Raw genomic sequence first — 14,303 nt, 5'->3', positions numbered from 1 at the left:
CGGCATCCAGTTTCAGACTCGCCGACAGTTGTAAAGTTGATGGTACTGCACATTAGACTTCTGTCGCGTTCGAGCCCGACTTAATTTTTTCATATTGGCTCGCACTTTTAATGTCAATTTTCCAGTTTGTCAACTTGGCTGCAAGTCGGGCATTTTGGCCTTCTTTGCCAATAGCCAGGGAGAGCTGATAATCCGGTACAACCACAGTTGCGGATTTTTCATCCTCATGAATGAGGACCAGATCAACTTTGGACGGACTGAGGGCGTTGGAGATGAAAACTGCGGGATCCTCACTCCACTCAATGATATCAATTTTTTCTCCGCCAAGCTCGTTGACGATATTCTGAACCCGTGTCCCTTTTGGTCCGACACAGGAGCCAACCGGATCCAGGTCCTGGTTCCTCGCATAAACCGCCAGCTTGGTTCGAGAACCAGCCTCTCTCGAGATCGCCTTAATCTCAACTTCCCCACTGAAAATTTCAGGTACTTCCAATTCAAACAGGCGCTTCACAAGCCCCGGGTGCGTTCTAGACACCACAATCTGCGGCCCTTTGCTCGTCTTGTTGACTTCGACAATAAAGGTCTTAATACGGCCACCCTGCGGATATTCCTCACCTGGAATCTGCTCGCTTGGCATCAACACAGCTTCGGTCTTTCCGAGGTTGATAAAAATTGTGCCTTTGGAAATGCGCTGCACAGTTCCCGTAACAATCTCGCTTTCACGATCGACAAATTCATCAAAGATGATAGAACGTTCTGCCTCGCGAATCCGCTGTACGACGACCTGTTTAGCTGTCTGAGCGGCAATGCGGCCAAAATCCCGCGGTGTGACTTCCTCATCAATAATGTCACCAAGTTCGTAGTGAGGGTCAATTTTCCTCGCATCTTCGAGGGCAATATCGAATGAATCCTCATCAGGAACCTCAACGACTTCACATCTGGAATAGACGCGAACGTCACCCGTGTTTTCGTCAATCAGGACTTTTACGTTGTGGGAAGAACCAAAATTCTTTTTGTAAGCGGTGATGAGCGCAGCTTCTATGGTCTCAAGAAGCAAGGCCTTGGAAATACCTTTTTCCCGCTCCAGTTGCTCCAGCGCCTCGAGCAATTCGTGTTTCACTTATTCTCCTCCTATCTCATCCAGGTTGTCGAATTTACCGACCAACCTGATGCTTGAAATCTTATCTTTGGACAGTTCCACCATTTTAGCGCCCATCTCGATGGTTAAAATGCCATCCGAATAAGCGTTTAAGGTCCCTTTGATCAGCTTAAGCCCGTCCACTGAAGTGAATAGCTTTGCCTGAACCACTTTGCCTATATTTCGTTCAAAGTCCTCCGGACGTTTGAGCTCGCGCTCTACGCCCGGTGACGTGACTTCCAGAAAATATTGCTCTTCGATTGGGTCAATCTGATCGAGCTTGGCATTCAATTTTCTGCTGACCTCGCTGCAATCATCCAGGCTGACGCCATCTTCCTTGTCTATGGTCAGTCTGAGATACCTGAAAGGTCCTTCCTTTACAAACTCGACATCAATCAGTTCAACCTCTGCCTCCACACAAATGGGTTCTGCCACTTTGCGGACAACGTCGACGACTCTTGGTTTTTTCAATTTAAGCGCCTCCTCGTGCCTTCCAACAATTTCAAACGCCCCTTGAAAAAGCGTTCTTTTGCCTAATAACGACAAAGAGCGGGATTTCCCCACTCTTTGCGCAACATTTATTCATCCTTAAAGATTATAGCACAATTCATACGGGGATGCAAATTTCTTTACACGTCTCGCCAAGGCTTTGGAAAGACTTCCGGAGCTACGCACTGCCTAAAACAGCGACAGCTGATTGCGCTCCGGCATCTCCTGCAAAGCACCATGCAGCACCAGGGCATCCACCACGGTTTTTGAAGCTTTTGCCCTGGATTTCAGGTCTTCAATGGACAGATACTCCCCGTGGACGCGTTCCTCGACGATCTTCTGGGCAGCGCTGTCGCCGACACCCTGAAGGGACTGCAGAGGCGGTCTGAGCATACCGTCTTCTTCAATGAAAGCATTAGCCTGACTTCGGTATAAATCTACCTTGTGAAACTCAAATCCTCGGCTGTAATATTCATCTGCCAGCTCTAAAACGCCATAGAGATCCTGTTCCTTCTTTGTCAGGCTATCCCAGTTGTCTTCCATCCAGCGCTTTTTTTCTCTGACAGCCCGCTTGCCCTGACAAATCAGCTGGGCGTCAAAGTCTTCCACCTTGCTGCTGAAATAGCTGGCGTAAAACGCCAGCGGATAATGGACCTTGAAATAGGCGATCCTGAAGGACATAGTCACATAAGCTACGGCGTGGGCCTTTGGAAACATGTACTGAATTGTATTGCATGAGTTGATGTACCAGTTAGGCACGTCAAACTCCCGCATCAATGTCTCGTTTTCTTCAGTCAGGCCCTTTCCTTTTCTGACGCGCTCCATAATATTAAATGCCTGCTTAGGCGGCAGCCCCTTTTGAATGAGGTAGTTCATAATATCATCCCGTGTGGAAATCACGTGCTTCAAATCTGCCGTTCCGTTTCGCACCAAAGTCTGGGCGTTGTTTACCCACACGTCTGTTCCGTGTGACAAGCCGGAAATTCGAACCAATTCCGCAAGTGTGGACGGCTGGGTATCAATCAGCATCTGTCTGACAAATTTGGTCCCAAACTCCGGGATGCCAAGACTTCCTGTTTCCGACTTATAATCCGGATCCACAATCCCCAGCGTTTCATTGCTGATAAAAATTTTCAGGGTTGCAGGATCATCCAGAGGAATTTTCAAAACATCAATTTTTGTCATTTCCTCCAGCTGCTTGATCATGGTCGGAACGTCGTGACCCAGGATATCGAGTTTTAGAATCCGGCCGCTGATGGAATGATAGTCAAAGTGTGTGGTTACGACATCCGATTTCGTGTCATTGGCTGGATACTGAATTGGACAAAAATCGTGGATGTTCTTGTAGGCGGGTACGACCATGATGCCCCCCGGGTGCTGCCCTGTCGTTCTTTTGATGCCGGTACAGCCGCTGGCCAGACGCTCGATCTCCCTTGAATTCACCGTTTGGTTCTTTTCCTCAAAATATTTTTTGACGTATCCAAACGCGGTCTTATCCGCTATGGTGCCAATAGTGCCCGCTTTGTAGACATAACCTTTGCCAAACAGCTCCTCAGTGTATTTGTGAGCCGTCGCCTGGTAGACACCGGCAAAATTGAGATCTATATCCGGTTCCTTGTCGCCTTCAAAGCCAAGGAACGTCTCAAATGGGATATCGTGACCATCCTTGCCCAGTTTAACGCCGCAAACCGGGCAGTCTTTGTCCGGAAGGTCCGCACCGCTAATATCTCCTGCCATAGTCATAAACTCAGAATACTTGCACTCTGGGCAAAGGTAATGGGGCGGCAGCGGATTAACCTCAGTTATATCGCACATAGTCGCTGCCAAAGATGAGCCTACGGAGCCCCGGCTGCCAACCAGATACCCGTCTTCCATGGATTTTTTGACCAGCTTGTGCGCAATGATGTACATGACAGCATAACCGTTAGAAATGATGGAATTGAGCTCCCGCTCAAGGCGCTTTTCCACCAGCTCCGGCAGCGGACTGCCGTACATCCTGACGGCTTTGTCGACACAAAGACGGCGCAGTTCCTCCTCTGAACCCTCAATGATTGGCGGGAAGGTCTCATCTGGTATAGGCAGCAGGGATTCCACCTGGTCCGCAATCTTGTTTGTGGCTTCAACGACAACCTGGTAAGCGGTATCCGCCCCCAAATAGTCAAATTCCTGAAGCATCTCAGCCGTCGTTCTGAAAAACAGCGGCGGTTGGTTTTCTGCGTCACCATAACCCTGACCCGCCATCAGAATCCGGCGATAGACCTCATCCTCCGGATCAAGAAAATGGACATCACAAGTCGCTGCGACTGTCTTTCCAAGCCGCGCGCCCAAATCGACAATCTTTTTATTTATCGTCTTCAGCGCCTCCTGATTTTGCACAAGTCCTTTTTCGATCATAAACTGATTGTTGCCCAGCGGCTGGATTTCGAGAAAGTCATAAAAGCTTGCGATTTTTTCAACATCTTCTTCACTTCGATTCTCCACAAGCGCTTTGAAGAGTTCCCCGCTTTCACAGGCTGAGCCCAGAATCAGGTGTTCCCTCCGATCCTCCAGAAGACTTCTCGGAATGCGCGGCTTTTTATAGAAGGTCTTCATATGGGAATGCGTCACCAATTCATAGAGAGACTTAAGACCCTGAAGGTTCTTGACGTGAATAATAATGTGGTGGGAATCCATCATAGTATGGCTCATAGTTTCTGAAGCGAACCGAGTCAGCCCATTCAGATCTGTGACACCCTCCTCACGAAGACGCGCCACCAGTTTGATAAAGATTTCTGCCGTGGCCGCTGCGTCATCCAGCGCTCGGTGGTGGTTTTCAAGCTTGACGCCCAGATGCTTGGCAACCATGTTCAGCCTGTGACGCTTTAAGTCTTTTAACAACAATCGGCTGAGTCCCAGGGTATCCACCGATGTCATATCGTAAGGGTATCCATGCTGACTGCAGGCTTCCCGTACAAATCCCGTATCAAACCCCGCGTTGTGGGCGACCAGTACAGACCCTCGCGCAAATTCCAGGAACCGGGGTAAAATTTCCTCGATCCCCGGCTGACCAGTCAGGTGCTCATCTTCTATTCCCGTGAGCTCTTTTATCTTCTCACTGAGGGGCTCGTGGGGATCAATCAGCGCCGTAAAGGTCTCTGTAACTTGTCCGCCCTCAATACGCACCGCTGCAATTTCAATAATCTTGTCATGTTTTGGATTCAGTCCGGTAGTTTCAATGTCAAACACCACGAAATCCGCGTCCAGAGACTGTCCCTTGGAGGACCTGACGATCTTCACCTCGTCATCAATCAGATACCCTTCCATGCCGTAAAGAATCTTAATATCCTTGCCCCTGGCTGTTTCCATGGCCTCCGGAAACGCTTGAAGCACGCCGTGGTCTGTCACTGCAATGGCTTTGTGTCCCCAGTCCAAGGCACGTTTGATCAGCGTTTTTACAGAGGCAATGCCGTCCATATCACTCATATTAGTGTGGCAGTGAAGCTCGACACGCTTGACAGGTGCCTCGTCCCTTCGCCTCAGCGGTGCTTCGCCGGTATTGATGTTATTTAGGTACAGTGCCATTTCCTTGTCAAAAGTGTCGTATCTGAGCGTACCCTCAAATTTATACCAGCCTCCTACCTTGAGCTTTTCGAGCAGGGTCTGGGCTTCTTTGGCGCTCTTGAGAAAAAGCTTGGCCCCCAGAGAACTGGTACGGTCAGTCATTGAAAGTGTCAAAAGCGCTTTCCCGGTTTTTAGCTCCCTGGTCTGCAAAGATAAGACTTCCGCTTCAACCGCATAAGTGCCTTCCTCCTCCGCCAACTCAATCAAAGGCGTCAGAGGCCGCTTGATTTTGAACCGGTACAGCACACTGTCGTCCTGAGGCTCTGTCGTTTTCCACTGATTTTTTGCCGATGGTTTCGGCGCAGACTTAGGCGCATTCACCGGCACATTTGCCATGAATGACTTCAGATTTGTTTCTTTCTTCGAATCCAAAGCATCTGAAGCTACCCTGCAGCCTTCGACGTCATAAATAGGCGTCAGCTTAAAATCCACACCAAAATGCTTCATAAAGCTATTTTCCAATAAATCGAGAATTTTTCGGCTGCTTAAATGCTCAGAAGTCACCTGATCCGGAATGTGAAGACAGTATTGAATTTCATTTTGTCTCACAAACGCCTCTTTCTTGAGGAAAGCCGCCGCGGAGGGCGCCTGCTGCTTCAGCCAATAGATTGCCCAGTGAAGGCGTTCACTGGACTGAGCAGCTTCATCCTCTGGTGAGGCAGGCGCTTCAACAGTGCAGGCCCAGTCCAGTCCGCAGACTTCTGGGAGCTCCTGCTTCACGCGTGACAAAAACGCCTCGAGTTTTTCAGGTTCAGGAAAATAACCCGCTGTCAGCTGAAGCTTTAACGTCTCAGGTTTTTTGATCAGGATAGCCCGCTCGAGCAGGATTGTCTCTTCAAATTGTTCCTTAAGCCAGTTCTGTATGGACATGATGTTCTTCCTTTGCTAAAACTACTTATTTTTACAACTTCTTTATTTCCTCGAGAAGGACCTCAACAAGCTCTTCTTCCCGAGCCTTTTTCAGAATGACGCCCTTTTTAAAAATCAGCGCTTCTCCTTTTCCGCCGGCAATGCCGAGATCTGCTTCACGAGCTTCTCCAGGACCGTTGACCGCACAGCCCATTATGGCCAGGGTTATGTCTTTGTCAAGGCCTTCGACCCGGCGTTCAACTTCATCTGCAATCTTTTCGAGATCGATCTGACAACGGCCGCAGGTTGGGCAGGAAATCAGGCGAATCCCACCTTTTCTGAGTCCAATCGCGCTTAAAATTTCTTTGCCTACCCGTATTTCATTGAGCGGGTCTCCGGTCAACGACACTCTGAGGGTATCTCCCATGCCTTCGAGCAAAAGATGACCAATGGCTATGGAGGACCGAATGCTGCCTTTAAAAACGGTGCCTGATTCCGTCAACCCAATATGAAACGGCGCATCAGTGTAAGCGCAAAGTTGTTTATAAGCTTGAATTGTCGTTTTAATATCAGAGGATTTCAAAGCGACAATCACATTCTCAAACTGAAGCGTTTCCAAGATGTCCAGATGTCGTCTGGCGCTTTCGACAATGGCTTCAGGTGTAACGCCGCCATACTTTTCAAGCAGTTCTTTTTCCAGGGAACCGCCGTTTACCCCAATTCTGATAGGCACTTGCCGTTCCTTTGCAAGAGCTACAACTTCCTTGACGCGTTCAAGACTTCCAATATTGCCTGGATTCAGACGTATTTTTGCTGCGCCCGCTTCAATGGATTTCAGCGCAAGCCGGTGATCAAAATGAATGTCCGCGACAACGGGGATGGAACTCCTCCTGATAATTTCAGGCAGCTTGTCCGCTGCTTCAAAATCTGGCACCGCCAACCGGACAATGTCGCAGCCGGCAGACGCGAGCGCCTGTATTTGTGCGACCGTGGCGTCCGGGTTCCTGGTGTCCGTGGTCGTCATGGATTGAATGCTGACCGGATGATCTGATCCTATTCCAACGCCTCCAACAAATACCTGTCGAGTTGATCTTCTCATGAATTCACCTCATTTTGAATGGACAAGGACGCCTACTGAAACAGTCTGAGAATGTCCTTGTAGAGTACAAACAACATCAGCGCCATTAACAGCGCAAAACCTGCAAGATGGACCAGACCTTCCTTTTCCTTGTCAATTTTTTTGCGCAGAATGAGTTCTGCCAAGACAAAGAAGATTCTGCCCCCATCAAGAGCAGGCAGCGGCAGGAGATTGAAGATTCCAAGATTGATTGAGAAGAGGCCTGTCAATGCGAGCAAATTATAGATCCCGCCTCTGGCCGCTTCGCCGACCATGCTGGCCATGCCAACCGGTCCGACAATTTCTACTCCTTCTTGGCCGCCTGCCGGAAGTGACGCCAGGAAGCTGATGACTTCGGTACTCATAGTCCAGGTCTGACGGGCTGCCAGTATGACAGCGCGAGGGGCGTCGCGCTCCGTCATTGGACGAATGCCCACAATATAACGCGTATCATCCGCGTCACGAACCGCTTCCAGCTGAACTTCAAACTGTTGACCATCCCGATCAATGACCATGTCCAGAGATGGCTGGACAGCTATCTGAGCGGTCACATCATTCCAGTTCGGCGTCGGGACATCGTTGATCTCGAGGATGCGGTCGCCCGGCAACAGCTCTCCGGACAACGCTGCCGGCATGTCAGGTATCAGTTCGCCTACTGCATTGACAGGGAACCCAATGCCCCACATGACAATAGTGAAAACGAGCACTGCCAGAATAAAATTCATAAGCGGACCCGAAAACAGTACTGTGAGTCTTTTCCATGCAGCTGCATTTAGGAAGCTTCTCGGATCGTCCGAAAGGGTATCCTCACCTTCCATTTTAACAAAGCCACCCAGAGGAAAGGCACGAATCCCATATTCCGTTTCGCCAAATTTTCTGGAGACAAGCTTGGGACCAAAACCCAAAGCAAACTCAAGAACTTTTATTTTGTGAAGCTTAGCTACAGCAAAATGTCCGAGCTCATGAAAGAACACGATCACGCCAAAAACGACAATATAGCTGATAAAGGTGATCAAAGGCTCACTCCCTGTCTTGTATGCTTATCTTTGATAATTTGTCTGCGGGTATCTGCATCAATTTCCAAAATTGTGTCATAATCCGGATTTTGAATCACTGTATGTTGATCCAGCAGAGACTCGATCCGATCACTGATGTCATAAAAGCCAATTTCCCCATTTAAAAACCGAGCCACCAGCGCTTCATTTGCAGCATTCAATACAGTCGTCGCCGAACCGCCCATGCGCCCTGCCCTGTAAGCCAGATTCAGGCATGGAAAGCGCTCATGGTCAGGTGCAGAAAAGGAAAGCTGGCCAATCCTTGAAAGGTCAAGTCGCTCAAAATCAGATGGGATCCGCTCCGGATAACCAAAGGCGTATAGTATAGGCAGTTTCATATCCGGAAGTCCAAGTTGCGCTATGACTGAGCTGTCATGATATTGAACCATGGAGTGAATAATACTCTCCTTGTGGACTAAAACCTCAATGTGCTCGTAGGGGATGTCAAACAGCCAACGGGCCTCTATCACTTCGAGTCCTTTATTCATAAGCGTGGATGAATCAATTGTAATCTTGCTGCCCATGGACCAGTTGGGATGCTTTAGAGCTTCCTGAAAGGTCACCTTTTCGAGGCGGTCTCTTTGCCATTCAGGATTCCTGAACGGCCCGCCGGATGCTGTCAGAATTAATTTTTCGACAGTCTGCCTTCTATTTCCCTCAAGAGCCTGAAACAAGGCACTGTGCTCACTGTCCACAGGCAACAGCTCGATGCCATACTCTGCTGCTTCTTTCATGATTCGTTCTCCTGAGGTCACAAGGACTTCTTTGCTGGCTAAAGCTATGCGCTTGCCGGCACGAATGGCAGAGAGTGTAGGAAGGAGTGCAGCATTGCCGACAATGGACACGAGAACGGTGTCAGCACTCTCCAGAGCAGCGATTTCCTGAAGACCTGACAATCCGGCGTGGACAGTTATGGTGCTGTCCACTAAGGCCGTCTTTTCTTTCAATTCTCTGTAGAGTGCTTCATCCGCGACAGCCACATGCCTCGGCTTGAAGGCTTCAACTTGAGTCATGAAAGCTTCAATACCTCGATTGCAGCTTAATGCTGCGACCCTGAACTTGTCAGGATGGGCACGAATAACGTCCAGCGCCTGAGTTCCAATGGAACCGGTCGATCCCAAAATCACAATATTTTTCATAAGCAGCAGAGTCAGTCTTAAATTTGAAACCTGCAGGCTTCACAGGCTGATTCCAAAAAATCAGACTGATTCCTTCTCTCCTTTACGCGATTATTCATATCAAATAGACCGCAAACCATCACAGCCTATTTTTCATTATACCGCATTTCTACAAACTCTCCTTAAGAATTCTAAAAAAATAACGCAAAAAGGCCGCCTCAATTTATACAGGCGGCCTATCAAGTCAGAGCTTGAAATTGAAAATTGTTAAACTTAAAATCTAGTTCGCTTCATAACAGTTTATAAACATAGGCGACATAAAAGACGATTGGCGCCGTCATCATAATGCTGTCAAATCGGTCAAGCACACCGCCGTGGCCAGGGAACAATTTCCCAAAGTCCTTGATTCCCATAATCCGTTTAATCTTTGAAGCAATCAGATCTCCAATTTGGCCGGAAATACTGCCGAATAAACCCAGCGGCACGGCAAACCAGATGAAACCAGGCTCCAGAACAGCAGAAAAAATTGTTACAAGAATTACCGTTCCTGCCACACCACCTATGGCACCTTCAACGGTCTTTTTAGGACTAACCGCCGGAAGCAGCTTGTGCTTGCCAAAGAAACGGCCCGCAAAGTAAGCGCAGGTATCCGACACCCAAGCCAGCAAAAACACTAGGCTGATGAAGAAGAGGCTTTTGAACTCCGCTACAAGTACAATATGGAAAAATGGGAGAACGACATATAAAAACCCGAGTGCCGTAGCGCTGATGTCGTAAATATGTAACGCCTTTCCGAATAAATTGATCAGCATCAGCATGATCACAAATACGGAAACGACGAAGAGATAAAAGATCTGATCCAGCGCCAAAACATAGCCGCCATAGATTGCCAGAACTGCGGCCATAGTCAGTTTTTCCATGGCGTGAATGTCTATACTTCTAAAACCTTTGAACAGCTCATGCAGCGCAGTCAGCGTCAGCAGCAGCACCGCTGCGGTCAACAGGTGTCCGCCCACATAGAGGATGGCGATCAGTATTGGCAGCCCAATCAGGCTGGTGATCACTCTTGATGACACAGGCCCACCTCACAGTTTACCAAATCGTCTATGGCGTTTGGCATAAGTCTCCAGTGCTTTATCCAGCTCACTGGCATCAAAATCCGGCCAGAGCACGTCAGTGAAATAGAACTCAGAATAAGCCAATTGCCAAAGCAGAAAGTTTGAGACCCGCTGCTCGCCACTGGTGCGAATAATTAGATCCGGATCAGGCTGGCCGGAAGTATACAATTGTTTTTCAAATGCGTCCGCTGTAATATCTTCCACTGAAATTGCCCCGGATGCCACAGATGAGGCCAGCCCCTTTGCTGCACGAAGAAGTTCGTCACGACCGCCGTAATTGAGCGCAATGTTGACTGTCAAGCCCGTATTGCGTTCTGTCAGACTTCGGGCTTTTTCAACCTCAGTCTGAGCACGCTCCGGAAGGGCACTGAGATCGCCAATGCAGCGAATCTTAATCCCATTTCTGTGGAGCTCCGCAATCTCTTTTTGGAGAAATTGAACTAAAAGCTCCATCAGGCCACCGACTTCCTCTGCAGGACGCTTCCAATTTTCAGTTGAAAAAGCGTAGAGTGTCAGCACTTCCACACCAAGGCTGGAACACCTTGAAATCACTGAGCGCAATGCTTCCACGCCAGCTTTATGACCAAACAGCCTGGGCATAAAACGCTTTTCTGCCCACCGGCCGTTGCCGTCCATAATTATGGCAATATGTTTTGGCAGATGTTGCTCTGTCTGATTCATTGGTGTCTCCCCCCATCCCGGCAGCCGCATCAATCTCTTAAATCAAAACCCCAAAAGCAATTCACATTGCTCTGGCTGGTGTCTTGTTAACACTGCCGCTAAACTTCCATGATTTCCTTCTCTTTCTGTACGAGAAGGTCGTCAATTTGTTTGATGTATTTATCAGTCATTTTCTGAACATCCGCTTCTGCTGACTTTAGATCGTCTTCAGTAATTTCAGAGTTCTTGTTCATTTTCTTAAGACGGTCATTCGCATCACGACGCTCATTGCGGATCGCGACTTTGGCTTCCTCACCCGTCTTCTTTGCAACTTTAATGAGATCTTTGCGTCGCTCTTCTGTCAGTATAGGAATCGCAATGCGGATCATTTTTCCGTCATTGCTCGGATTGAAACCCAGATCAGCAATAAGAATAGCTTTTTCAACCTCTCTGAGTACACTGACATCATAAGGCTGAACTGTCAACAATCTCGGCTCAGGTGCGGCGATATTCGCTAAGGACTTAAGCGGCGTTGGCGACCCATAGTAATCTACAACAACCCTGTCGAGCAGCTGTGGATTCGCTCTGCCTGCTCGAATGGCGTGAAGCTCTTCATTGAATACACTAAGTGTTTTTTGCATTTTCTCTTCAAAAGCCTTTTTTACATCCTGAATCATCTTCACTTGACCTCCTTAATGATTGTACCTAAGTTTTCCCCACAACAGACCTTAATGATATTATGTGTCTCTTTCAGTCCAAACACAAGAATTGGAATGTGATTATCCATACAAAGTGTAATGGCTGTTGAATCCATGACACCAAGTCCCCGGTTGAGGACATCAATGTAGGTTAAGGCGTCAATTTTGACAGCATTCTGATTGACCATAGGATCAGAATCGTAAACGCCATCCACTTTTTTCGCAAGCAGAATTACTTCTGCTTCAATTTCAGCTGCACGTAGAGCTGCGGTCGTATCCGTAGAGAAGTAGGGATTTCCTGTTCCAGCCGCAAAAATGACGACTCTGCCCTTTTCAAGGTGTCTTACCGCGCGACGACGAATATAGGGCTCAGCAATCTGTCGCATTTCAATGGCGCTGAGGACGCGTGTGGGAAGCCCGAGACTTTCAATGGCATCCTGCATAGCGAGTGAATTGATGACTGTTGCCAGCATGCCCATATGGTCCGCTGTGCTTCTGTCCATTCCACCGCCGGAACGCCCTCTCCAAAAGTTGCCGCCGCCCACGACAACGCCGACTTCGACACCCATGCCGACCAGTTCCTTAACCTGACTTGCGACATCAAGTACTGTCTGCTCATCAAGTCCGAAGCCCTTATCACCCGCAAGTGCTTCCCCACTCAATTTCAATATGACGCGTTTATATAACGGTTTCAAGCGAACACCCCCTGTTTCATTGAGTCACAATTCTACACATTGCATTGAATATCCTTTTTTTTAGACTGTAACCAAAAATATCTTAAGCGCTTTTCAGTCTACGGACTGCCAATACTTGAAAAAAGAGAAGACCAAGGTCCTCTCTTTTTATCTTTGATTTGATTTTGAAGACTGAAAATTAACCTTGAAGCTGCTTGGCAACTTCTTCTGCAAAGTTTTCAGTTTTCTTTTCAATGCCTTCGCCCACTTCGTAGCGGACAAAACGGCGGATGGAAATATTCTCACCGATTTTAGCGATCAGGTTCTTGAGAAGCTGATCAATGGTGACATCCGGATCTTTAATGAAAGGCTGCTCAAGAAGGCAGACTTCTTTGTAGTACTTTTGTACTCGGCCTTCCACCATTTTATCAACAATTTTCTCCGGTTTGCCTTCATTGAGCGCTTGGTTGCGAAGAATTTCTTTTTCGCTCTCAATAACTTCTGCAGGCACTTCTTCCGGGCGAACATAAAGTGGATTGGATGCTGCAATTTGCATTGCAATATCCTTTGCAAACTGCTGAAACTCTTCGTTTTTAGAGACAAAGTCAGTTTCAGAGTTAATTTCGACAATAACGCCAACGCGTCCACCGTGGATATAGGAAGCGACAATACCTTCAGCGGCAATTCTGCCCGCTTTCTTCGCAGCTTTGGCAAGACCGCGCTCACGAAGGAGCTTGACTGCTTCTTCCATGTTGCCATTTGCTTCTTCAAGTGCTTTTTTGCACTCGAGCATACCCGCGCTTGTTGCTTCTCTGAGTTCTTTTACCATTGCGGCTGTAATCGCCATGACAGGACCTCCTAGTTTAACTTCAATTTGTCCTCGGGCCCATACCGGGCCATAGACAGGTGAATTGGCCAAAGGGCCAAGGGTTATCGCTTGAACAACGGGTAAGGTGTTCTATACTAAGAAACCTTACCCGCTGGCTTTAGACATTATGATTATGCGTTTTGCTCGCCTTGCTTACCTTCGAGGACGGCGTCAGCCATTTTGCCGGAAATCAGCTTGACTGCGCGGATCGCGTCGTCATTGCCCGGAATGACGTAGTCGACTTCATCCGGATCACAGTTTGTGTCGACGATAGCAACGACAGGGATGCCAAGGGTTCTGGCTTCCTGGATTGCAATGCGCTCTTTCTTAGGATCGACAATGAACATAGCTGCAGGTACTTTTGGCATTTCCTTGATACCGCCGAGATATTTCTCAAGCTTTTCTTTCTTAGCGCGAATTTGAATGACTTCTTTTTTAGGAAGGACATCAAATGTGCCATCTTCTTCCATCTTCTCATATTTGTATAGAAGATCGATTCTTTTCTTGATGGTTTTGTAGTTCGTCAGCATGCCGCCGAGCCATCTCTGGTTGACGAAGTACATGCCGCAGCGCTTTGCTTCAAGCTCAATAGCTTCCTGTGCTTGCTTCTTAGTACCGACGAAGAGGACTTCGCCGCCTTCAGCGACAACATTCTTGACGAAATCATACGCGTCGTCAATTTTTTTGACCGTCTTTTGAAGGTCGATAATGTAGATTCCGTTTCTTTCTGTGAAGATGTATTCCTTCATTTTAGGGTTCCATCTTCTTGTCTGGTGGCCGAAGTGAACGCCTGCCTCCAGCAGTTGTTTCATTGAAATTACTGACATAGTGCACCTCCGTTTTTTTCTTCCCCGTCGTTCGTCTTCAAGTAAGACCCTGTCTCAGGGCAACCCTTACTGTGAATCCCGACGAGTGTGGT

At 48.1% G+C, this 14,303-nt stretch carries 12 protein-coding genes; all 12 read right to left on the bottom strand.

Annotation, left to right across the window (positions count from 1 at the left end; translation table 11 throughout):
* Positions 1-52 precede the first annotated feature (52 nt).
* Complete coding sequence (nusA, locus tag AC4PHM_RS03625) at positions 53-1,120, bottom strand: transcription termination factor NusA (RefSeq protein WP_492019528.1); 1,068 nt, start codon at positions 1,118-1,120, stop codon at positions 53-55.
* Positions 1,121-1,609 (bottom strand): ribosome maturation factor RimP, encoded by a 489-nt coding sequence (gene rimP, locus AC4PHM_RS03620; RefSeq protein ID WP_492019527.1) that lies wholly within the window; start codon positions 1,607-1,609, stop codon positions 1,121-1,123.
* A gap of 207 nt (positions 1,610-1,816) precedes the next feature.
* Complete coding sequence (locus AC4PHM_RS03615; protein WP_492019526.1) at positions 1,817-6,097, bottom strand: PolC-type DNA polymerase III; 4,281 nt, start codon at positions 6,095-6,097, stop codon at positions 1,817-1,819.
* Between the two features lie 31 nt (positions 6,098-6,128).
* Positions 6,129-7,175 carry a flavodoxin-dependent (E)-4-hydroxy-3-methylbut-2-enyl-diphosphate synthase gene (gene ispG, locus AC4PHM_RS03610; protein ID WP_492019525.1) on the bottom strand — a complete coding sequence of 349 codons (1,047 nt, stop codon included), beginning with the start codon at positions 7,173-7,175 and terminating at the stop codon, positions 6,129-6,131.
* A gap of 32 nt (positions 7,176-7,207) precedes the next feature.
* Entirely contained in the window at positions 7,208-8,209 is a 1,002-nt protein-coding gene (locus tag AC4PHM_RS03605; protein WP_492019524.1) for a M50 family metallopeptidase, read from the bottom strand.
* On the bottom strand, positions 8,206-9,387 hold the full coding sequence (locus AC4PHM_RS03600; RefSeq protein WP_492019523.1) for a 1-deoxy-D-xylulose-5-phosphate reductoisomerase: 1,182 nt from the start codon (positions 9,385-9,387) through the stop codon (positions 8,206-8,208). Before AC4PHM_RS03600 ends, AC4PHM_RS03605 begins: the two co-directional genes overlap by 4 nt.
* Before the next feature lie 269 nt (positions 9,388-9,656).
* Entirely contained in the window at positions 9,657-10,442 is a 786-nt protein-coding gene (locus AC4PHM_RS03595) for a phosphatidate cytidylyltransferase (RefSeq protein ID WP_492019522.1), read from the bottom strand.
* 9 nt (positions 10,443-10,451) lie between these two features.
* Positions 10,452-11,165, bottom strand: coding sequence for an undecaprenyl pyrophosphate synthase (gene uppS, locus AC4PHM_RS03590; protein ID WP_492019521.1), 714 nt, complete (start codon positions 11,163-11,165; stop codon positions 10,452-10,454).
* A gap of 98 nt (positions 11,166-11,263) precedes the next feature.
* Entirely contained in the window at positions 11,264-11,821 is a 558-nt protein-coding gene (gene frr / locus AC4PHM_RS03585) for a ribosome recycling factor (RefSeq protein WP_492019520.1), read from the bottom strand.
* Positions 11,822-11,823: 2 nt separating this feature from the next.
* Positions 11,824-12,537, bottom strand: a complete 714-nt coding sequence (gene pyrH / locus AC4PHM_RS03580; protein WP_492019519.1) for a UMP kinase — start codon at positions 12,535-12,537, stop codon at positions 11,824-11,826.
* 178 nt (positions 12,538-12,715) lie between these two features.
* Positions 12,716-13,363, bottom strand: coding sequence for a translation elongation factor Ts (gene tsf, locus AC4PHM_RS03575; RefSeq protein WP_492019517.1), 648 nt, complete (start codon positions 13,361-13,363; stop codon positions 12,716-12,718).
* A gap of 152 nt (positions 13,364-13,515) precedes the next feature.
* On the bottom strand, positions 13,516-14,211 hold the full coding sequence (gene rpsB, locus AC4PHM_RS03570; RefSeq protein ID WP_492019516.1) for a 30S ribosomal protein S2: 696 nt from the start codon (positions 14,209-14,211) through the stop codon (positions 13,516-13,518).
* Positions 14,212-14,303 lie beyond the last annotated feature (92 nt).

This window comes from Acidaminobacter sp. QWL-03, from assembly GCF_058683855.1.
The sequence above is the reverse complement of the archived record's forward strand: the minus strand, read 5'-3'. Positions and strand labels throughout refer to the sequence as shown.

Coding starts and splice junctions, on each gene's coding strand:
- AC4PHM_RS03615 (WP_492019526.1), bottom strand. CDS start 6,097: ATGTCCATACAGAACTGGCTTAAGGAACAATTTGAAGAGACAATCCTG.
- uppS (WP_492019521.1), bottom strand. CDS start 11,165: ATGAATCAGACAGAGCAACATCTGCCAAAACATATTGCCATAATTATG.
- tsf (WP_492019517.1), bottom strand. CDS start 13,363: ATGGCGATTACAGCCGCAATGGTAAAAGAACTCAGAGAAGCAACAAGC.
- AC4PHM_RS03600 (WP_492019523.1), bottom strand. CDS start 9,387: ATGAAAAATATTGTGATTTTGGGATCGACCGGTTCCATTGGAACTCAG.
- ispG (WP_492019525.1), bottom strand. CDS start 7,175: ATGAGAAGATCAACTCGACAGGTATTTGTTGGAGGCGTTGGAATAGGA.
- rpsB (WP_492019516.1), bottom strand. CDS start 14,211: ATGTCAGTAATTTCAATGAAACAACTGCTGGAGGCAGGCGTTCACTTC.
- frr (WP_492019520.1), bottom strand. CDS start 11,821: ATGATTCAGGATGTAAAAAAGGCTTTTGAAGAGAAAATGCAAAAAACA.